This is a genomic window from Streptomyces sp. NPDC093225 (genome assembly GCF_044753805.1).
Classification (GTDB): domain Bacteria; phylum Actinomycetota; class Actinomycetes; order Streptomycetales; family Streptomycetaceae; genus Streptomyces.
On sequence record NZ_JBIVNX010000013.1, the window covers coordinates 1 to 18,565 of the forward strand.

Sequence of the window (18,565 nt, forward strand, 5' to 3'; positions counted from 1 at the left end):
CGGGCCCGGGCCTGGGGTGGCCGAAGGCCAGGCCGAAGGCCCGAAGCCCCAGGGGTGGGCCTGGGCAGGGCCCGCAGGCCATGCCCCGTCAAGCGTGGGGACCCACACACCACGGGACCCACCCCCGAAGCGAGCCCACCCCCACACCGGCCCCCACGCCGAAGCCCCGGGCTCCGCCCGGCACCCGCACCCGCCCCGCACGGGCCGTCCTACGCGTGACAGGCCACCATCACCCCGCCGTTCATCGCCGTCATGTCACCGACGAGCGTCAGCAGGTTCAGCGGCGACCCGCCCGGCAGCCCCTCCAGGTCGGCGTACGCCCGGTGCAGGTTCGCCACCAGCCGCTCGCTCTCCCGCCACTGCGCGAACTCGCCCAGGTCGGCCTGCCGGGCCGCCTCCAGCGGAGTCAGCCCCTTCGCCCGCCCGTCCTCCGCGAGCCGGCCGACGTACCGCAGGTAGCGCTCCATGTCGTCGTACGCCGACGCGTCCGTGATCGGCCCGTGCCCCGGTACGACCGTCTCCGCGCCCAGCTCGCGCAGCAGCTCCAGCGCCCGCAGCGACCCGCTGACCGACCCGAACGGCACGAACGGGGTGCCCCCCGAGAAGACCAGGTCGCCGGTGAACACCACGCGCTCGCGCGGCAGCCACACCACCGAGTCGCCGGTGGTGTGCGCGACACCCGGGTGGAAGACCTTCACCTCGGTGTCGCCCACGTGCACCGTGAGGCTGTCGCTGTACGTGAGGGTCGGCGCGGTGATCCGTATGTCGCCGAAGTCCGTCTGCGGCCAGATCAGGTGCAGTTGGTGGCCCGCGTCGAGCTGCTCGGCGCGGCTGTTGTCGTGCGCCACCACCGTCGCCTCGGGGAACAGGCAGTTGCCGTAGGTGTGGTCCCCGTGGTGATGGGTGTTGACGATGGTGGCCGGTGCGGGCGCGCCGACGGCCGCGACCGTTTCGCGCAGCCATCGGGCCCGCCGCTCGGTGGCCGCGGTGTCGACCAGCAGCGTGCGTCCGCCGCCGGTCACGATGCCGGCGTTGCTCAGGCACCAGCCGCCGTCGGGCTGCACGTACGCGTACACCCCCGGCCTCAGCTCGACGGTGTACGGCTCGTCTACGGATACGGACATCACGGCTCCCCGGGTCGTGGTGGCGGGCGGCAGCATCCTGCCAGTCCCACCCGAGCCGCTCACCAAGCCCCCCTGCTCAAGCCCGCCCGAGCACCCGCCCAAGTGCCCTCTCAAGCCGCCCCCACCCCCCAACCACTCACCGCTCACCGCTGGCCAGAATCACCACGAGCGTGAACCCGGCCAGCGCCGCGCACCCCAGCGCCGCCGCCAGCGCCGAGCGCGCCGGGAGCAGCGCCGGGCGCGGCGCGGCCAGTGCCCGGATCCGCCGGTGCGCCACGACCAGGAAACCGACCCACAACAGGGCGATGGACGCCGTGCCCACGATCGCCACCGGCGAACCGGCGGCGTGCAGGGCCTGCTTGACGGCCAGCACCGCCACCGCCGTGCACGTCAGGGTGGTGCGCCGCCACGCCAGGCGGGTGCGTTCCGGCTGGAGCCCCGGATCGCGCGCGTCGACCCCGTCCCGGGTCCCGGCGCCGTTCACCACCGCCCCTCACCGCCCCTGCGTCCAGCCGAGCAGCACGGCCACCACCATGGCCAGCGCCACCAGACCGACCCCGAGGCTCAGCACCACGGGGAAGTGCGAGACCGGCAGGTCCTCGCCGCGCCTCATCGCGCGTTCGCACCGGATCCAGTGGTTGACCGCCCGCATCGCGCACGCGGCCCCGACCACCAGCAGCGCCACCGCCATCCCCACCCGCACCCCCCAGCGCAGGTCCGGCAGGAACTGGTACACCGCGAACCCGCCGCCCACCAGGGCCAGTGCGGTCCGCAGCCACGCCAGGAAGGTCCGCTCGTTGGCCAGCGAGAACCGGTAGTCCGGGGTGCCGCCCTCCTCCCGCAGCCGCCGCGGCGCGAACCAGAGACGTACGTCCCCCGCCAGGTTCCTCAGGAAGTCGATCACCCGCGCAATCTACTGCGCGCCCCCGCCCCGCCCGCGGAGCCGCTCCTCCCCGGGCAGCGGGCCGTCCCCGGGCAGCCGCTCCGCCCCGGGCGGCTGCCCCTCCCCCCGGAACGCGGCCAGCCGGCGGTACGCCTCCAGCCCGTCCGGCACCCACTCCCACGTGCCGAGCCGCGCCGCGACCTCGGCCCCGTCGAGGAAGGCGTGCCAGGCCACCTCGGAGGCCTGGGGCTCCACCGGCCCGTCCCACCGCGCCTCGTACACGTACGACCACCACGACCCGGCGGACCCGGCACCCGACCCGTCCCCGGCGTCCTCGTACAGGAACTTGAACAGCGGCACCGGCTGCGCGAGCCCCGCCACGCCCAGCTCCTCCTCGGCCTCCCGCAGGGCGGCCGCCGCGTACTCCTCGCCGGCGCCCACGACCCCGCCGACGAACATGTCGTACAGGGAGGGGAAGACCAGCTTCCCCGACGTCCGGCGGTGCACGAAGATCCGCCCCGCCCCATCTCTGACCTGCACGAACACGCACCGGTGCCGCAGCCCCCGGGCGTACACCTCGCCCCGCGGGGCCTGCCCGACCACCCGGTCCTCGGTGTCGACGACGTCCAGGATCTCCTCGGCTGCGCTCATGCGGTCCATCCAAGCACCGGCGTGGACGACCGAGCACCGGTGTTGACGGGTTACCGCCGCGTACTGAAGATCTGTGCCATGGCGTACGACGCGGATGTGATCGTTATCGGAGCCGGCCTCGCCGGCCTGGCCGCCACGGCCGAGCTGGCGGACGCGGGACGCAAGGTCATCCTGCTCGACCAGGAGCCCGAGCAGTCGCTCGGCGGGCAGGCGCACTGGTCCTTCGGCGGCCTCTTCTTCGTCGACTCGCCCGAACAGCGGCGCATGCGCATCAAGGACAGTCACGCCCTCGCCCTCCAGGACTGGTTCGGCACCGCCGGCTTCGACCGTGAGGAGGACCACTGGCCGCGCCGCTGGGCCGAGGCGTACGTCGACTTCGCCGCCGGCGAGAAGCGGTCGTGGCTGCACGCCCAGGGCGTGCGCTTCTTCCCCGTCGTCGGCTGGGCCGAGCGCGGCGGCTACGACGCCACCGGCCACGGCAACTCCGTACCCCGCTTCCACATCACCTGGGGCACCGGGCCCGGCCTCGTCGAACCCTTCGAGCGGCGGGTGCGCGCCGCGGCCGCCCGCGGCCTGGTCGACCTGCGCTTCCGGCACCGCGTCACCGGGCTCGGCCGCAGCGCCGGCGCGGTGGACACCGTCACCGGCGAGGTCCTCGAACCGTCCGCCGTGGCGCGCGGCGAGGCCAGCGGCCGCGAGGTCGCCGGACACTTCGAGCTGCGCGCCCAGGCGGTGGTCGTCACCTCCGGCGGCATCGGCGGCAACCACGACCTGGTCCGCGCCCAGTGGCCGGCCCGCCTCGGCACGCCGCCCGAGCGGATGCTCTCCGGTGTCCCCGCGCACGTCGACGGCCTGATGCTGGGCATCACCGAGGCCGCCGGGGCCCGCCACATCAACAAGGACCGCATGTGGCACTACACCGAGGGCATCGAGAACTGGAACCCGATCTGGCCGGGGCACGGCATCCGCATCCTGCCCGGCCCGTCCTCCCTGTGGCTGGACGCCCGCGGCCGCCGGCTGCCCGTGCCGCTGTTCCCGGGCTTCGACACCCTCGGCACGCTCGAGCACATCATGAAGACCGGCCACGACCACACCTGGTTCGTGCTCGACCAGCGCATCATCGGCAAGGAGTTCGCCCTCTCGGGCTCCGAACAGAACCCCGACCTGACCGGCAAGTCCGTCCGCGCCGTGATCGAGCGGGCCCGGCAGGCGGTGCCGGGGCCCGTGAAGGCCTTCATGGACCACGGCGTCGACTTCGTCGTGGAGCGCGACCTGGCCGCCCTGGTCCGGGGCATGAACGCGCTCACCCAGGAGCCCCTCATCGACGAGGCCGAGCTGCGCCGCGAGATCACCGCCCGGGACCGGGAGATCGCCAACCCCTTCACGAAGGACCTCCAGGTCACCGCGATCCACGGGGCCCGCAAGTACCTCGGCGACCGGCTCATCCGCACCGCCGCCCCGCACCGCATCCTCGACCCCGCCGCCGGCCCGCTGATCGCCGTACGGCTGAACATCCTGACCCGCAAGTCGCTGGGCGGCCTGGAGACCGACCTGTCCTCGCGCGTGCTCACCGAGGGCGGCGAGCCATTGACCGGCGTGTACGCGGCCGGCGAGGCGGCCGGCTTCGGCGGCGGGGGCGTGCACGGCTACCGCGCGCTGGAGGGCACCTTCCTCGGCGGCTGCCTCTTCTCCGGCCGCACGGCCGGCCGCGCCGCGGGCCGCGCGGTGGGGTGACCCGACCGCGCGAGGGAGTGCGCGCGAGGTTCCGCGTAGGGGGGCGCCGTGGCGCGAGGCTCCCGCACCTCCGGGCGGGCACCCGGGACCGGGCACCCCGGGCGGCCCCGCCCGTCAGCGCGACAGCACTTCCACCACGCGGAACCGCTCGGCCACCACCAGCGTGTCGTCGTCGACGGTGAAGTCCGGGTCCCCGATCTCGGCCCGCACTTCCGGGCTGTGCCAGAACCCCTCGTGCACCCGGCGCCACTCGGCCACCGTGGTGTACCCCTCGCCCTCGTCCCGCGCGTGGGCGTCGTCCACGTCACCCGCGCGCAGCACCCGGACGTCCGTCACCTCGATCACGGCCACCGGCAGCTCGTCCGAGTCGAGCACCACCTGCCGTTCCCCGACCAGCGGCAGCGCCTCGCCGACCGCCTCGTACTCCGCCACCAGACCGGTGGTGCTCGTCTTCGCGCCACTCAGCACCGCGGCCACCAACTGGTCGCGCAGCGGCCCGGGGAAGGCCAGCAGGAAGGGCGGAAGGTCCTCATGGTTCGTCATGACCTCAGCCTAGACAGGCCGATCTTGGCCGCCGAACCGGTTTCTTTGCGCCAACTAGCCTCCATTTCGGACCACTTGAAACGCGCCAGCTAGTGGACCGGACCTTGACTCGGAGCAATCCCTACCGGTTTGCTGTGCGTGATCATTCGCTCGTACACCGTGTTCATGGAGGGAAGTCCGCGGATGTCGCCGCCTCCGCCGCCGCCCCTCGGCCGCTCCCGGAAGAAGGACACCCAGTTCTTCGACTCCGCTTTGTGCGACGACGAACTCATCGACGTACGAGGCCAGTTCGGTCAGGGCCGGTGGGCGAAGGCCCGCGCCCTGCTCACCTCCACCGGTGACGACTGGGACCGCCGCGGCCACCGCGTCGTCGTGCTCGCCGAGACCCCCACCGCCGTGGCGTGGTCCCGCGAGTGGCTCCTGGCCGAACCCGAGAGCGCCGAGGCCGCCACCCTCCTCGCCTGCGCCCAGGTGTTCGCCGCCCTCCGCGGCAAGGGTTCCGCCGACACGGCCGAACAGGCCTGCCGCGCCGCCGCCGCCCGGGTGCCCACCGACCCGACCCCCTGGCTGGGCCTGCTCCTGCTCCACCGCGCCCTCGGCCCCGACGAGGAGTTCGCCCGTACCTTCGACCAGGTGCGCGCCCGGCACCGGGACCACCACCACGCCCACCACCTGATGGTCGCCAAACTCGCCGAACGGGCCCCCGAGACGGGCACCGACCCCCTCCACGAGGTCTACGACTTCGCCGCCTGGGCGGCCGAGGAGTCCCCGGCCGACTCCCCGCTCGCCGTCCTGCCGGTGATCGCCCACGCCGAGCGCTACCGCGTCCTCGCCGCCACCGGGGCCGCCCCCGGCGCCGCCGAGCACTGGACCGGCCGGCGCGCCCGCCAGGTGCTGCGCTCCGCCTTCGACTGGTGGCTGGAGTGGGAGCGCGAGGACCACCCCCGCAACCGCATCGACCTCAACTTCCTGGCCCACGCCAAGCTCTGCGAGGGCCGCCCCGCCGAGGCCGCCGCACTCTTCCACCGGATCGGGCGCCACGCCACCCGCGCCCCCTGGTCCTATCTCGACCTCGACCCGCACAAGGCGTTCATGGCAGCCCGCAGTGCCGCACTCGGCTCAGCCTGACCGGCCGCCGACCCCGCACCACCCGCTCGACGAACCGCTGCACCAGAACAGTTCCGCCCCGAACGGTTCCACCCCGGAGCATCCACCCCCGGACCGCTCCACCCCGCTCAGCTCCACCCGCCGGGACCTCCCCACCCCGGCCCCCTACCCCCTGGAAAGGACGACCCGCCATGGCGACGGGCAGATCCGGCACGCTCTCCGGCACCTCGGACATACGCACGTACAAAGGCCAGGACCGCGCCCTCCGCGCGGACCGCCTCGGCACGGCGGGGCTGCTGCTCTCCGTACTCGCCGCCAGCGCGCCCCTGATGGTGGTCGCCGGCGTCATGCCCCAGACCTTCGGCGTCATGGGCATCGTCGGGCAGCCGCTCCTCTTCGTCATCCTCGGCGCGGTCCTCGCGCTGTTCAGCATCGGCTACGCCGAGATGAGCCGGCACGTCCACAACGCCGGCGCCTTCTACGCCTACATCGCCCGCGGCCTCGGCCCCACCGCGGGCGCCGGGGCCTCCCTCGTCGCCCTGGTCGCCTACAGCGCCATGCAGGTCGGCGTGTACGGCATCCTCGGCTTCGAGGTCTCCGGCCTGTTCGCCACGTACCTCGACACCGAACTCGCCTGGTGGATCCCCGCCCTGCTCGCCGTGGCCCTCACCGGCCTCCTCGGCTGGCTCAAGATCGACCTGAACGCGCGGGTCCTCGGCGTCCTCCTGCTCATCGAGTGCGCCCTCGTCGTCGTCTTCGACGTGGCGGCCTTCTCCGACCCGGGCAAGGAGGGCGTCTCCCTCGCCGCCTTCGACCCCGCCGCCCTCACCGGCCCCGGCCTGGGCACCGCCCTGTGCTTCTGCATCGCCGCCTTCGTCGGCTTCGAGCAGTCCCCGGTGTACGCGGAGGAGACCAGCAAGCCGCACATCGTCGTCTCCCGCGTCATGTTCCTCGCCGTCGGCTTCGTCGCCCTCTTCTTCTGCGTCAGCGCCTGGGCCCTGACCGTGGCGACCGGCCCCGCCTCCGTCGTGGACGCCTCCGCCAAGGCCGGCCCCGGACTCCTCTTCGAGCTCACCCAGGCCCGCCTCGGCGCCACCTTCACCGACGTCCTGCACGTCCTCTTCGTCACCGGCATGTTCGCGGCCATGCTCAGCTTCCACAACGTCGTCGCCCGGTACGCCTTCGCCATGGGCCGCGAGGGCCTGCTGCCCGCCGCCTTCGGCCGCACCAACCCCACCAGCGGCGCCCCCGCCACCGGCTCCCTCCTCCAGACCGTGGTCTCGGTCCTGGTCGTCGCCGCCTTCGCCGTCACGGACGACGAGCCCGCTGGCGACCCCACCGCCCCCGTCATGCACCTGTTCACCTGGATGGGCAGCGTCGGCGCCCTCGGCGTCACCCTGCTCATGGCGGCCGCCTCCGCCGCGGTCATCGCCTTCTTCGTACGGCGCGGCGCGGCCGGCGCCCAGATCTGGCGGCTGCTCGCCGCCGGCGTCTCCGGCCTCCTGCTGCTCGGCATCGCCGGCTACACCGTCAAGGACTTCGGCGTCCTGGTCGGCGCCGCCGAGGGCTCGGCCCTCGCCTGGGTGCTGCCGGGCATCATCGGCGCCGCCGTGGTCGTCGGCCTGGTGCACGGCGCCCTCATGAAGTCCCGTCGCCCCGAGGCCCACGCCCGGATCGGCCTCGGCAACGAGGCCTTCCGCCTCGACCAGGCGGCGGACGAGGCCGACCGGGCGGAGCACGCCGACCGGGACCACACGGCCGTGTGACACGTCACACCCGGCTCCGGTCAACTCCCGCTCCACCCCCCGTACATCCAGACTTCACCTTCCGGCAATGCAGTCGCCACCACCGGGCGGACCGCACGAGCGGTCCGCCCGGTTTTGGCTGATCCACCACACCATGGTCTCCTTGTCGCCGATATACCCCGCCCAGGACCGCGCTCGTGCCCGTGCTCGCAGCCCGCGCCCGGGCGCCGGGTCACGGCCGGGGCGAACCCCGGCCGTGCGGAGGGCCCGCGTTCCGCGGCGCGCTCCGGCACCGAGGGGCCCATCCAGTCCGCCTTCGTGCGCCCGGACATGCCTGTCCCATCCACGAAGGCGAAGTCATACATGAGTGACCGCACCCTGACCGCGGCCCAGTCGGCCGGCGCGTCGGCTCCGTCCCGGCACGTCGACGCAGGCGACGAGGGTTACAGCAAGGACCTCAAGTCCCGGCACATCAACATGATCGCGATCGGCGGCGCCATAGGCACCGGCCTGTTCCTCGGCGCGGGCGGCCGCCTCGCCGGAGCCGGTCCCTCCCTCGCCATCGCGTACGCGGTCTGCGGCGTCTTCGCCTTCTTCGTCGTACGAGCCCTCGGCGAGCTCGTCCTCTACCGCCCCTCCTCCGGCGCGTTCGTCTCGTACGCGCGCGAGTTCATGGGCGAGAAGGGCGCCTACACCGCCGGCTGGCTGTACTTCCTCAACTGGTCCACCACCACGGTGGCCGACATCACCGCGGCCGCGACGTACGCCCACTTCTGGGCCATGTTCAGCGACGTCCCGCAGTGGATCCTCGCCCTCGTCGCGCTCTCCGTCGTCCTGGCGGCGAACCTCATCTCCGTCCGCTACTTCGGCGAGATGGAGTTCTGGTTCTCCATCATCAAGGTCGCCGCGCTCGTCGCGTTCATGCTGGTCGGCATCTACCTCGTCGCCACCAGCCACGACATCGGCGGCCACACCCCCGGCCTGGCCTCCGTCACCGACCACGGCGGCCTCTTCCCGTCCGGCGTCCTGCCGATGCTGCTGGTGGTCCAGGGCGTCGTCTTCGCGTACGCCTCCGTCGAACTGTGCGGCGTCGCCGCCGGCGAGACCGAGAACCCCGAGAAGATCATGCCCAAGGCGATCAACTCGATCATGTGGCGCGTCGGCGTCTTCTACGTCGGCTCGGTCGTCCTCCTCGCGCTGCTGCTGCCGTACACCGCGTACTCCGCCGACCAGAGCCCCTTCGTCACGGTCTTCGACAAGCTCGGCATCCCCGGCACCGCCGGCATCATGAACCTGGTCGTCCTGACCGCCGCGCTCTCCTCGCTCAACTCCGGCCTGTACTCCACCGGCCGCATCCTCCGCTCGATGGCCGTGGCGGGCTCCGCGCCCAAGTTCACGGCCGTCATGAACAAGGGCAAGGTCCCCTACGGCGGCGTCCTCTTCACCGCGGCGTTCGGCGTGGCCGGCGTCGGCCTGAACTACTGGATGCCCTCCGACGCGTTCGAGATCGTGCTCAACCTCGCCTCCGTCGGCATCCTCGGCACCTGGGCGATGGTCATGATCTGCTCGCTGCTGTTCTGGCGCCGCTCCGAGGCCGGCCTGGTCACCCGGCCCGGCTACAAGCTGCCCTGGGCCCCGTACACCCAGATCGTGACCCTGGTCTTCCTCGTGACCGTCCTGGTCCTCATGTGGTGCGACGGCGGCGTCGGCCGCACCACGGTCATGTTCCTGCCCGGCATCGCCGCGGCCCTCGTCGCCGGCTGGTTCGCGGTCCGCCGCAGGGTCGCCGCCCTCGCCGCCGAGGCCGCCCCGACCACCTGACGCAACCGTCCGCCCCGGCCGACCGCCGGTCCGGACACCGAAAGGGCCCCGTGCCCGGGACTCCGGTCCCGGGCACGGGGCCCTCCGCGTACCCGTGCTCCCGGCCCCCGATGGGGGACGGGCCCGGAAAACGAGAAAGACCCCAGATCGACTGGGGTCTTCCGCTGGTGTCCGAGGGGGGACTTGAACCCCCACGCCCGATAAAGGGCACTAGCACCTCAAGCTAGCGCGTCTGCCATTCCGCCACCCGGACTAGGTGTCTGTCTCGCGTCCCTTCCGGGCCGCTCCGACGAAGAGAACATTACCAGGGATTCGGAGTGCTCCGATCGCACCCCCTCCCCGCGCCCCGGCAGCGGCGCAGACCGGGCGGTGCGGCCTTGGGGGAGCGGGGCCCGGGGGGAGAGGATGGGCAGGGTTACGGCACCGACCAGTGAGGGGAAGCAGCGTGAGCCAGTCTGGCAACGGCAGGACCGTCTCCGGCGAGGACGAGGTCGTCGACCTCTGCCGCGAGCTGATCCGGATCGACACCAGCAACTACGGCGACCACTCCGGGCCCGGTGAGCGCAAGGCCGCCGAGTACGTGGCGGAGAAGCTCGCCGAGGTCGGCCTGGAGCCGCAGATCATCGAGTCCCACAAGGGCCGGGCCTCCACGGTCGCCCGCATCGAGGGCGAGGACCCGTCCAAGCCGGCCCTGCTCATCCACGGCCACACCGACGTCGTCCCGGCCAACGCCGACGACTGGACGCACCACCCCTTCTCCGGCGAGGTCGCCGACGGCTGCGTCTGGGGCCGCGGCGCCGTCGACATGAAGGACATGGACGCCATGACCCTCGCCGTGGTCCGCGACCGGCTGCGCAGCGGCCGCAAGCCCCCGCGCGACATCGTGCTCGCCTTCCTCGCCGACGAGGAGGCCGGCGGCACGTACGGCGCCCGCCACCTGGTCGACAAGCACCCCGACCTCTTCGAGGGCGTCACCGAGGCCATCGGCGAGGTCGGCGGCTTCTCCTTCACCGTCAACGAGAACCTGCGGCTGTACCTCGTCGAGACGGCCCAGAAGGGCATGCACTGGATGCGGCTCACGGTCGACGGCACCGCGGGCCACGGCTCCATGACCAACAACGACAACGCCATCACCGAGCTCTGCGAGGCCGTGGGCCGGCTCGGCCGCCACCAGTGGCCGGTCCGCGTCACCAAGACCGTGCGGTCCTTCCTCGACGAGCTCTCGGACGCCCTGGGCACCCCCCTCGACCCCGAGGACATGGACGGCACCCTCGCCAAGCTCGGCGGCATCGCCAAGATGGTCGGCGCCACCCTGCGCAACTCCGCCGCCCCGACCATGCTCGGCGCCGGCTACAAGGTCAACGTCATCCCCGGCCAGGCCACCGCGCACGTCGACGGGCGCTTCCTGCCCGGCTACGAGGAGGAGTTCCTGGCCGACCTCGACCGGATCCTCGGGCCGCGCGTCCGGCGCGAGGACGTCCACGGCGACAAGGCGCTGGAGACCGACTTCGACGGCCGCCTGGTCGACGCCATGCAGACCGCCCTCAGCGCGGAGGACCCCATCGCGCGGGCGGTGCCGTACATGCTCTCGGGCGGTACGGACGCCAAGTCGTTCGACGACCTCGGGATCCGCTGCTTCGGCTTCGCCCCGCTCCAGCTGCCGCCCGAGCTGGACTTCGCCGGGATGTTCCACGGTGTGGACGAGCGCGTCCCGGTCGACGGTCTGAAGTTCGGCGTGCGCGTGCTCGACCGGTTCATCGACAACTGCTGATCGATCGTCAAGGTGTTCGCATTCCACGCGGAAGAGTGAATGCGACCATAAGCTCGTAGCCCTGGTTGTTCCCCCTCGTTACAGGTGATGCGGTCCGCGGCTGGGACCGCATTGCCTACTAGGAGGAATGATGATCAAGAAGGTTGTCGCCGCCGCGGCTGCCACCACTGGCCTGGTTCTCGCGGGTGCGGGCCTGGCCGCCGCCGACTCCGGTGCCGAGGGCGCCGCCGTCGGTTCGCCCGGTGTGCTGTCCGGCAACGTGGTCCAGGTCCCGGTCCACGTCCCGGTCAACGTCTGCGGCAACACCGTCAACGTGATCGGCCTGCTGAACCCGGCCTTCGGCAACACCTGCGTCAACGACTGACCCAGGCGTCACACCTCTCACAGCAGGGGTCTGACCACCCTTCCAAGGGTCTGCGTCCCAGGTTCCCGGAGCGCGCGAGCCGCGCTCCGGGACACCGGGCCGCACCATCCGGCGCGCGGGCAGGGGAGCACGTGCGCCGTGACATTCGCACGCAGCAGGGGAACGAGAACACATTGCGACAGGTCACCAGGAAGACTCTCTTCACCGTGGCGGCCGCGGGTGGTGTACTCGCCCTGGGTGGGGGCTACGCACAGGCGGATTCGGGGGCCCACGGCGGCACCTCGAACTCCCCGGGCGTACTGTCCGGGAACACCATCCAGGCGCCGGTCCACGTGCCCGTGAACGCCTGCGGCAACACCGTCTCCGTGATCGGGCTGCTCAACCCGGCCATGGGGAACCACTGCGCCAACACCGGCGGCGGCCACGACGGCCCCGGCGGGTACGGCGGCCACGACGACGGGTACGGACGCGGCCACGGCGGCTCCGGGGCCCAGGCCCACGGGGGCGCCCACGGATCGCCGGGCGTCGGCTCCGGCAACCTCGTCCAGGCGCCCGTCGGCATCCCGGTCAACGCCTGCGGGAACACGGTCGACGTCGTCGGCCTGCTGAACCCCGCGCTGGGCAATGATTGCGCCAATGTTCCGGGGCGCGACAACCCGGGCATTCCCGAACATCCCGGCCACCCGGGCCACCCCGGAAACCCGGGCACCCCCGGTCACCCCGGCACTCCGGGCCACCCCGGAAACCCGGGTACGCCCGGCCATCCCGGTACGCCCGGCCACCCGGGCCACCCCGGCACTCCGGGCCACCCCGGCGGTCCCGGACCCAAGCCCGAGCACCCCATCGGCACCGTCCCGAGCATGCCCGCAGTGCCCGCGGTCCCCGGTGCTCCCGGGTCCCCGAGCACCCCGGGCCGCCCCGGAACCGGCATCACCCCGGGGATCGGCACCGCCGTCCACGGTGAGCGCGGCCCCGAGCTCGCACACACCGGCGCCGGCAGCCTCGGTCTGGCCCTCCCGCTGGCGGGCGGGATGCTGCTGGGCGGAACCGTGCTCTACCGCCGCGCCCGCGGCGCCGCAGCCGGCTCCTGACACCGAGCGCCGAGCCCCCGACCCCGCACCGGCAGCCGTCGGGACTCCTGACCCCTGACGGCGGTCGCGACCGTCCGACCCGGCGGGCCCCTTCCCGGCCCCCGGGTCGGACGCGCGCCGGGCTTCTCCCGGCAGGCGCCGGCCTTCGAGGGCGGGCCCCTGCCGGCCGGTCAACACATGATCGCGGGGCGGTACTTGATCACCAGGTGGGTCTGATCTGGCGGATGATCCGGCGGCGCAGCCGCACGCGCCGACTGCCGTCGCGTCGCAGCGACAGCCGGTCCAACTCCCAGTTCCCGTACTCGGCATGTTCGGTCAGCAGACGGGTCGCCTCCTTACGGCTCACACCGCGGGGCACGTACACGTCGACAAATTCGTATTCCGGCATCGGTATCTATTGTGCGGGCACCGGCCCGGTACGGATAGCGTCTGCACTATGTCTGATGCCGCTCAGCCCACCGCTGCCGAGGTACGCGCCGCCGCCGAGGCGGTCAAAGCCGCGCTGGACCGTCACCTGGCGGCCGTCGAAGGCCGCACAGGGGACGACGACCCGGCCGTCTACGCCGCCTTCAACGAACTGGCCGCGGCGGCCGAGGAGTACGACGAGCTCCTCTACGACCGGTACGACGAGGTCACCCCCTTCGAGATCCCCGCTTCCGAGGATCCCGTCCCGTACGCCGGCCCCGCCGAGCCCAGCGTCTTCAGCGTGCTGATCCGGCGCGACTACGTGGTCGCCGAGCCCCAGCGGCTGATCGCCCAGGCCGACCGCGTCACCGTCCACGACCACGACGATCCGGGCGCCCCCGGGGGCACCGCGAACGCCCTCGGCGTGCTCTTCGGCGAGTACGAGCCGGACGAGATCGCCACCCGGTACAAGGAGTTCGGCCTGGAGGAGGGCGACTCCACGCTGTGGATCGCCACCAGCGAGGAACTGCCGGAGCCGGGGGAGTGGCTCGGCACCCCGTTCGACCACGCGGACCCGGCGAGCGTGCTGCACCGCTTCGACGTCAGCTCCGTCTTCGACGACGGCTTCGACGAGGACGAGGAACTGGAACCCCTCGACTCGTAGCCTCGTAGCCCGTCCGCTCCACCACACCACGGGGCGCCCCGACGAAGCGAACGGTCCCGAACCGGACCGCCCACCAAGCACCGCACGGCCCCGCCCCGAACCACGACGCCCGGGCACCCCCACCGAGGGGGCGCCCGGGCGCCGCCGTAGGCCCTACTGCCCCGGATCGGCCGCTGACGCCGCCGCGACCAGACCCGTCAGCAGTGCCGCCAGCCGCGTGGTGCGCGGCTTGGGCAGCACCTCGGCGACCGCCCTCGGCAGTGCCTGGTCGACCCCGTGCACCACCGACAGGTGCCGCTCGGCCCGCCCGAAGGCGGTGTAGACCCAGTCCCGCGAGAGCGCGTCCGCCGCGTCCCCGGGCAGCACGACGACCACGGCCGGCCAGCGGTCGCCCACGGCCTGGTGGCCGGTGACCGCCCAGCCGTGCCGCACCGCCGACTCGACCCGCTCCTTCGGTACGACGACCGGCGTGCCCGCGCAGTCCAGGTGCAGTCCGGCCGCGTCGGCCGAGACCACCCGCCCCGGCACCGCCCGCCCCGCCGCGGGTACGTGGACCACGCGGTCGCCGGGGTCGAAGCCGCCGAACCGGCCGGGGCCGGGGTTCAGCCGCTCCTTCAGCGCCGAGTTGAGCGCCCGCGTGCCCGCCGCACCGCCGTGGCCCGGCGTGATCACCTGGACCTGGTCCGCGGTCATCCCGAAGGCCCGCGGCACCGAGTCCGCGACGAGCTGCACCGTACGGTGCACGGCCTCGCCGGCGTCCCGCACCGGGACGATCACGACCTCCTTGCCGGGCGCGTCCACCTGGGTGAGCTCACCGATGCCGATGCCGGACACCAGCTCGCCCAGCGGACCCGGGTCCGGGGTGCGCGAGGCCACCTGCGGGCAGACCCGCGCGGCGAGCAGGTCGCCGAACACCCGGCCGGGCCCGGCCGCGCCGAGCACCCCCGGGTCGCCGCCCAGCACCAGGCGCGCCCCGTCCGGCACGGATTCCACGAGCGCGGCTGCCGTGTCCACGTCCAGCTGGGGAGTGTCGAGCACGGCCAGGAGGTCCAGCTCCCAGAGGCCGTCCGCGTCCCGCGCGGGGCCCTCCGCGCCGGCCAGCAGCCCGGCCACGGTGACCGCGGCCGCCGCGGCGTCCGGCCCCAGATCGGCGGCGAGCCGGTCACGGCCCGCGGGCGTGTGGGCGGCGGCGTACGCGCGCAGACCCAGCGCGCGGGCGGCCGTGACCAGCGCCGCGGGCTCCGCCCGGGCCGCCTCGCCGCCGGTGTGGGCCACCAGGCCGTGGGCGGCGGCCGCGCGGACCAGCTCGGCCGCGGAGGGGCCGGGGGCGGCCTGCGCGGCCGCCTGCCAGTCCTCGGGGACGGTGGTGTCCCCGGCGCCCTTGCCGAACGTGCTGACCAGGCGCGCCAGGCCGTCGGCGAGGCTCTCCTCGGCCAGGGCGGGCCCCTCCAGCCCGAGCAGGATCCGTACGGGCGCCTCCTCGTCCTCCGCCGCCGGCTCGCCGAGCGGCTCCTGGAAGACCAGGACGGCGCCCTCGGCGACGGCCGCCTCCACGGCGGCGTCCGGGTCGGGGACGGAGTACTGCGCGAGGGCCTTGGCCAGGACCGGCTGCTCCAGGGTGGTGTGCCCCTTGAGCCCGGCCTGGGCGAGCAGCCAGCCGACCAGGGCCAGGGCGCGACGCTCGTCACCCGGACCGCACTCGGGGCCGAGCAGGGCCCGCGCGAAGCCGTCCGCCTGCGAGGGGCGCACCCCGGGCACCGCGAGCAGCTGCCACGGGTCCTGCCGGAGGGCGTCGGCCGCGCCCTCGCCGAGCTCCTCGGCGGCGGGGCCGGCCAGCGCCTCGGGGGCGCCGCCGCGGGCGAGCACCTCCCGTACGGCGGCCACGGCCTCGGCCGCGACGGGTGCCGGTCCGGCGGTCGGCGCCGGGGTCTCGGGCCGGCGCGGCGCGGGGGCCGGGGTCGCGGGGCGGCGCGGTGCGGGCGGCGGCCCGAACGCGGAGGCGGACTTCGCCCCGCTCTCGACCGCGCGCACGGCCGCCATCAGGTCCGCCGCCGTGCCGGTCAGCTTGGTGCCGGCGTCGACGGGCGCGGTCCGCTCCGCCTTGCGGCGCTCGATCCGCTCCCGCTCCACCTTCTGCGCCGCGAGCTCCGCCTCGGCCTCGCTGCGCTGCTGCGCCGCGGCTTCGCCGACCGGCGCCGCGTCACCCGCGTCCGAACCCGAGCCCGAACCCGCGTCGGCCTCAGCGCCCGCATCCGCCTCCACCTCAGCACCCGCACCCGCCCCCGCCGCGGGCGGCGCCTCCGGGGAGCCGGTCTCCTCGGCGGGGACAGCCGTCTCCTCGACGGAAACGCCCGTCTCCTCGACGGAAACGCCCGTCTCCTCGGCGGGAACGGCCGCCTCCGCGGGGTCACCCGTCGGCTCGGGCGCGTCGGGCGCCGTCGGCGTGGCCGGGTCCGTACTCACAGCGTGCTCCAGTCCTGGTCGGGATAGCGGTGCACAGGCGCCGAGACGTCGTCCAGGGCCTGGCAGATCTCCACCGGAAGACTAAGGGCCTCCACTGACAGCGCCTCGGACAGCTGCCGTGCCGTGCGCGCGCCGACGATCGGGGCCGTCACCCCAGGCCGGTCCCGCACCCACGCCAGGGCCACCTGGAGCGGGGTCACGGCCAGCCCGTTCGCCGCCGTGGCCACCGCGTCCACGATCCGGCTCGCCGCGTCGTCCAGGTACGGGGCCACGAAGGGCGCCATGTGCTCCGAGGCCCCGCGCGACCCCTCCGGCGCACCCGCCCGGTACTTGCCGGTCAGGACCCCGCGGCCGAGCGGCGAGGAGGGCAGCAGGCCCACCCCCAGGTCCCGGGCGGCCGGCAGCACCTCCCGTTCGACGCCCCGCTGGAGCAGCGAGTACTCCATCTGCGTGCTCGACAGCCGCGTCCGCGCTCCCGGCGCCGCGAGCTGCCAGGTGGCCGCCTTCGCCAGCTGCCAGCCGCACAGGTTCGACACGCCGACGTAGCGGGCCCGTCCGCTGCTCACCGCCAGGTCCAGTGCCTGCAGGGTCTCCTCCAGCGGCGTGTCCGGGTCGTAGGCGTGCAGCTGCCACAGGTCGACGTGGTCGGTGCCCAGCCGCGCCAGCGAGGCGTCCAGGGCGGCCAGCAGGTGCCCGCGGGAGCCGTCGAAGCGGCGCTCCGGGTCCGGCACGCTGCCCGCCTTGGTGGCGATCACCAGCTCGCCGCGCGGCACGAGGGTCCCGACGAGCTGCCCGAGCAGGTACTCCGCCTCGCCGCCCGCGTAGACGTCCGCCGTGTCGATCAGGGTCCCGCCCGCCTCCCAGAAGGCCTTCAGCTGGTCCGCGGCGTCGTGCTCGTCCGTGTCCCGCCCCCAGGTCAGGGTGCCCAGCCCGATCCTGGACACCCGCAGGCCCGTGCGGCCGAGTTGCCTCTGCTCCATGAGGGCTGAGGGTACTGCGGGCACTGACGCGGGGGACCGGTGCGCGCTACAGTCCCCGGACCAGACGTTACTGATCGGTAAGGGGAATGGTTATGCGGCTCGGCATCAATCTCGGCTACTGGGGTGCGGGCATGGACGCCGACAACCTCGCCGTCGCGCAGGAGGCCGACCGCCTCGGCTACGACGTCTGCTGGGCGGCCGAGGCCTACGGCTCCGACGCGCCCACCGTGCTCGCCTGGGTCGCCGCCCAGACCGAGCGCATCGACGTCGGCTCGGCGATCTTCCAGATCCCGGCCCGTCAGCCCGCCATGACGGCCATGACCGCCGCCACGCTCGACTCCCTCTCCGGCGGCCGCTTCCGCCTCGGCCTGGGCGTCTCCGGCCCGCAGGTCTCCGAGGGCTGGTACGGCGTCAAGTTCGACAAGCCGCTGGCCCGCACGCGCGAGTACGTCGAGATCGTCCGCAAGGCCATGACCCGCGAGCGCCTGTCGTACGAGGGCGAGCACTGGACCCTGCCGCTGCCGGGCGGCCCGGGCAAGCCCATCAAGCTCACCGTGCACCCGGAGCGCGAGCACATCCCGCTCTACATCGCCGCGATCGGCCCCAAGAACCTGGAGCAGACCGGCGAGATCGCCGACGGCGCCCTGCTGATCTTCCCGGCGGCCGAGCACCTGGAGGACACCGCGCTGCGGCACATCCGGACCGGCCGCGAGAAGGCCGGCCTGACCATGGACGGCTTCGACGTGTGCCCGACCGTGCCGCTGGCCGTCGGCGAGGACGTCACGGCGCTGGCCGACATGTTCCGTCCGTACACCGCCCTGTACGTGGGCGGCATGGGCAGCCGCAAGCAGAACTTCTACAACCAGCTCGCCCAGCGCATGGGCTACGAGAAGGAGGCCGCCGAGATCCAGGACAAGTACCTGGCCGGCGACAAGCAGGGCGCCGCCGCGGCCGTCCCGCACCAGCTGATCGACTCCACCACCCTGCTCGGCCCCGTCGAGCGGATCGCCGAGGGGATGAAGGCCTACGCCGAGGCCGGGGTCACCACCCTGACCCTGGCCCCGGCGGGCTTCACGCTCGACGAGCGGATCACCGCGCTGCGCACCGGCGTCGAGGCCATGGAGCGCGCGGGACTCGCCTAGCCGACCCGTCCCGCGGACGGAGACGGGGACGTCGAGCGACTGCCCGCGGCCGTGGTGGGGGCTCGGGGGTCTTCCCC

17 protein-coding genes and 1 tRNA gene are annotated in these 18,565 nt (G+C 73.7%); 9 read left to right on the top strand and 9 right to left on the bottom strand.

Translation table 11 applies throughout. The features are described 5' to 3' along the window. Positions 1-209: 209 nt before the first annotated feature. The 4 genes from ACIQCH_RS14440 to ACIQCH_RS14455 form a co-directional block, all read right to left on the bottom strand. On the bottom strand, positions 210-1,124 hold the full coding sequence (locus ACIQCH_RS14440) for an MBL fold metallo-hydrolase (protein ID WP_402581003.1): 915 nt from the start codon (positions 1,122-1,124) through the stop codon (positions 210-212). Positions 1,125-1,260: 136 nt separating this feature from the next. Continuing rightward, complete coding sequence (locus tag ACIQCH_RS14445; RefSeq protein ID WP_402581004.1) at positions 1,261-1,608, bottom strand: DUF202 domain-containing protein; 348 nt, start codon at positions 1,606-1,608, stop codon at positions 1,261-1,263. A gap of 9 nt (positions 1,609-1,617) precedes the next feature. After that, positions 1,618-2,028, bottom strand: a complete 411-nt coding sequence (locus tag ACIQCH_RS14450; protein ID WP_402581005.1) for a YidH family protein — start codon at positions 2,026-2,028, stop codon at positions 1,618-1,620. A gap of 9 nt (positions 2,029-2,037) precedes the next feature. Continuing rightward, entirely contained in the window at positions 2,038-2,658 is a 621-nt protein-coding gene (locus ACIQCH_RS14455; protein ID WP_402581006.1) for an NUDIX domain-containing protein, read from the bottom strand. A gap of 78 nt (positions 2,659-2,736) precedes the next feature. Here ACIQCH_RS14455 and ACIQCH_RS14460 point away from each other — a divergent pair, with 78 nt between their 5' ends. After that, on the top strand, positions 2,737-4,392 hold the full coding sequence (locus tag ACIQCH_RS14460; protein WP_402581007.1) for an FAD-binding dehydrogenase: 1,656 nt from the start codon (positions 2,737-2,739) through the stop codon (positions 4,390-4,392). A gap of 114 nt (positions 4,393-4,506) precedes the next feature. On the opposite strand, the gene ACIQCH_RS14465 is transcribed toward ACIQCH_RS14460, so the two are convergent. Next, positions 4,507-4,935 (bottom strand): ASCH domain-containing protein, encoded by a 429-nt coding sequence (locus ACIQCH_RS14465; protein ID WP_402581008.1) that lies wholly within the window; start codon positions 4,933-4,935, stop codon positions 4,507-4,509. A gap of 183 nt (positions 4,936-5,118) precedes the next feature. On the opposite strand from ACIQCH_RS14465, the gene ACIQCH_RS14470 reads away from it, so the two are divergent. The 3 genes from ACIQCH_RS14470 to ACIQCH_RS14480 all read left to right on the top strand — a co-directional run bounded on the left by ACIQCH_RS14470 (position 5,119) and on the right by ACIQCH_RS14480 (position 9,608). After that, on the top strand, positions 5,119-6,063 hold the full coding sequence (locus ACIQCH_RS14470) for a hypothetical protein (protein ID WP_402581009.1): 945 nt from the start codon (positions 5,119-5,121) through the stop codon (positions 6,061-6,063). Positions 6,064-6,233: 170 nt separating this feature from the next. Continuing rightward, positions 6,234-7,808: an APC family permease gene (locus ACIQCH_RS14475; RefSeq protein ID WP_402581010.1), complete on the top strand. Its 1,575-nt coding sequence runs from the start codon at positions 6,234-6,236 to the stop codon at positions 7,806-7,808. Between the two features lie 342 nt (positions 7,809-8,150). Then, complete coding sequence (locus tag ACIQCH_RS14480; protein WP_402581011.1) at positions 8,151-9,608, top strand: amino acid permease; 1,458 nt, start codon at positions 8,151-8,153, stop codon at positions 9,606-9,608. Positions 9,609-9,773: 165 nt separating this feature from the next. Here the strand turns inward: ACIQCH_RS14480 and ACIQCH_RS14485 are convergent. After that, positions 9,774-9,861 (bottom strand) — tRNA-Leu (locus ACIQCH_RS14485). A gap of 192 nt (positions 9,862-10,053) precedes the next feature. Here ACIQCH_RS14485 and ACIQCH_RS14490 point away from each other — a divergent pair. From ACIQCH_RS14490 to ACIQCH_RS14500, 3 genes are all read left to right on the top strand, one after another. After that, positions 10,054-11,379, top strand: a complete 1,326-nt coding sequence (locus ACIQCH_RS14490) for a M20/M25/M40 family metallo-hydrolase (protein ID WP_402581012.1) — start codon at positions 10,054-10,056, stop codon at positions 11,377-11,379. A 130-nt stretch (positions 11,380-11,509) separates the two neighbouring features. Continuing rightward, positions 11,510-11,743 carry a chaplin ChpH gene (gene chpH / locus ACIQCH_RS14495; protein WP_402581013.1) on the top strand — a complete coding sequence of 78 codons (234 nt, stop codon included), beginning with the start codon at positions 11,510-11,512 and terminating at the stop codon, positions 11,741-11,743. 173 nt (positions 11,744-11,916) lie between these two features. After that, positions 11,917-12,834 carry a chaplin family protein gene (locus ACIQCH_RS14500; RefSeq protein ID WP_402581139.1) on the top strand — a complete coding sequence of 306 codons (918 nt, stop codon included), beginning with the start codon at positions 11,917-11,919 and terminating at the stop codon, positions 12,832-12,834. A 199-nt stretch (positions 12,835-13,033) separates the two neighbouring features. Here the strand turns inward: ACIQCH_RS14500 and ACIQCH_RS14505 are convergent, their stop codons facing one another. Continuing rightward, positions 13,034-13,222, bottom strand: coding sequence for a DUF5703 family protein (locus tag ACIQCH_RS14505; protein ID WP_402581014.1), 189 nt, complete (start codon positions 13,220-13,222; stop codon positions 13,034-13,036). Positions 13,223-13,270: 48 nt separating this feature from the next. On the opposite strand from ACIQCH_RS14505, the gene ACIQCH_RS14510 reads away from it, so the two are divergent. Continuing rightward, entirely contained in the window at positions 13,271-13,903 is a 633-nt protein-coding gene (locus ACIQCH_RS14510; protein WP_402581015.1) for a hypothetical protein, read from the top strand. 153 nt (positions 13,904-14,056) lie between these two features. On the opposite strand, the gene ACIQCH_RS14515 is transcribed toward ACIQCH_RS14510, so the two are convergent. Beyond that, positions 14,057-16,366 (bottom strand): ATP-binding domain-containing protein, encoded by a 2,310-nt coding sequence (locus ACIQCH_RS14515; RefSeq protein ID WP_402581016.1) that lies wholly within the window; start codon positions 16,364-16,366, stop codon positions 14,057-14,059. Continuing rightward, the gene (locus ACIQCH_RS14520; protein WP_402581017.1) at positions 16,363-17,346 is read right to left on the bottom strand and encodes an aldo/keto reductase; all 984 of its coding nucleotides are present in this window, start codon (positions 17,344-17,346) and stop codon (positions 16,363-16,365) included. Before ACIQCH_RS14520 ends, ACIQCH_RS14515 begins: the two co-directional genes overlap by 4 nt. A 92-nt stretch (positions 17,347-17,438) precedes the next feature. Here ACIQCH_RS14520 and ACIQCH_RS14525 point away from each other — a divergent pair, with 92 nt between their 5' ends. Next, positions 17,439-18,488: an LLM class F420-dependent oxidoreductase gene (locus ACIQCH_RS14525; protein WP_402581018.1), complete on the top strand. Its 1,050-nt coding sequence runs from the start codon at positions 17,439-17,441 to the stop codon at positions 18,486-18,488. Positions 18,489-18,565 lie beyond the last annotated feature (77 nt).

Bases quoted from the DNA above. Each gene is read 5' to 3' on its own strand.
- ACIQCH_RS14460 (WP_402581007.1), top strand. From the start codon at position 2,737: ATGGCGTACGACGCGGATGTGATCGTTATCGGAGCCGGCCTCGCCGGC.
- ACIQCH_RS14465 (WP_402581008.1), bottom strand. From the start codon at position 4,935: ATGACGAACCATGAGGACCTTCCGCCCTTCCTGCTGGCCTTCCCCGGG.
- ACIQCH_RS14510 (WP_402581015.1), top strand. From the start codon at position 13,271: ATGTCTGATGCCGCTCAGCCCACCGCTGCCGAGGTACGCGCCGCCGCC.
- ACIQCH_RS14455 (WP_402581006.1), bottom strand. From the start codon at position 2,658: ATGAGCGCAGCCGAGGAGATCCTGGACGTCGTCGACACCGAGGACCGG.
- ACIQCH_RS14520 (WP_402581017.1), bottom strand. From the start codon at position 17,346: ATGGAGCAGAGGCAACTCGGCCGCACGGGCCTGCGGGTGTCCAGGATC.
- ACIQCH_RS14480 (WP_402581011.1), top strand. From the start codon at position 8,151: ATGAGTGACCGCACCCTGACCGCGGCCCAGTCGGCCGGCGCGTCGGCT.
- ACIQCH_RS14440 (WP_402581003.1), bottom strand. From the start codon at position 1,124: ATGTCCGTATCCGTAGACGAGCCGTACACCGTCGAGCTGAGGCCGGGG.
- chpH (WP_402581013.1), top strand. From the start codon at position 11,510: ATGATCAAGAAGGTTGTCGCCGCCGCGGCTGCCACCACTGGCCTGGTT.
- ACIQCH_RS14525 (WP_402581018.1), top strand. From the start codon at position 17,439: ATGCGGCTCGGCATCAATCTCGGCTACTGGGGTGCGGGCATGGACGCC.
- ACIQCH_RS14505 (WP_402581014.1), bottom strand. From the start codon at position 13,222: ATGCCGGAATACGAATTTGTCGACGTGTACGTGCCCCGCGGTGTGAGC.
- ACIQCH_RS14475 (WP_402581010.1), top strand. From the start codon at position 6,234: ATGGCGACGGGCAGATCCGGCACGCTCTCCGGCACCTCGGACATACGC.
- ACIQCH_RS14470 (WP_402581009.1), top strand. From the start codon at position 5,119: ATGTCGCCGCCTCCGCCGCCGCCCCTCGGCCGCTCCCGGAAGAAGGAC.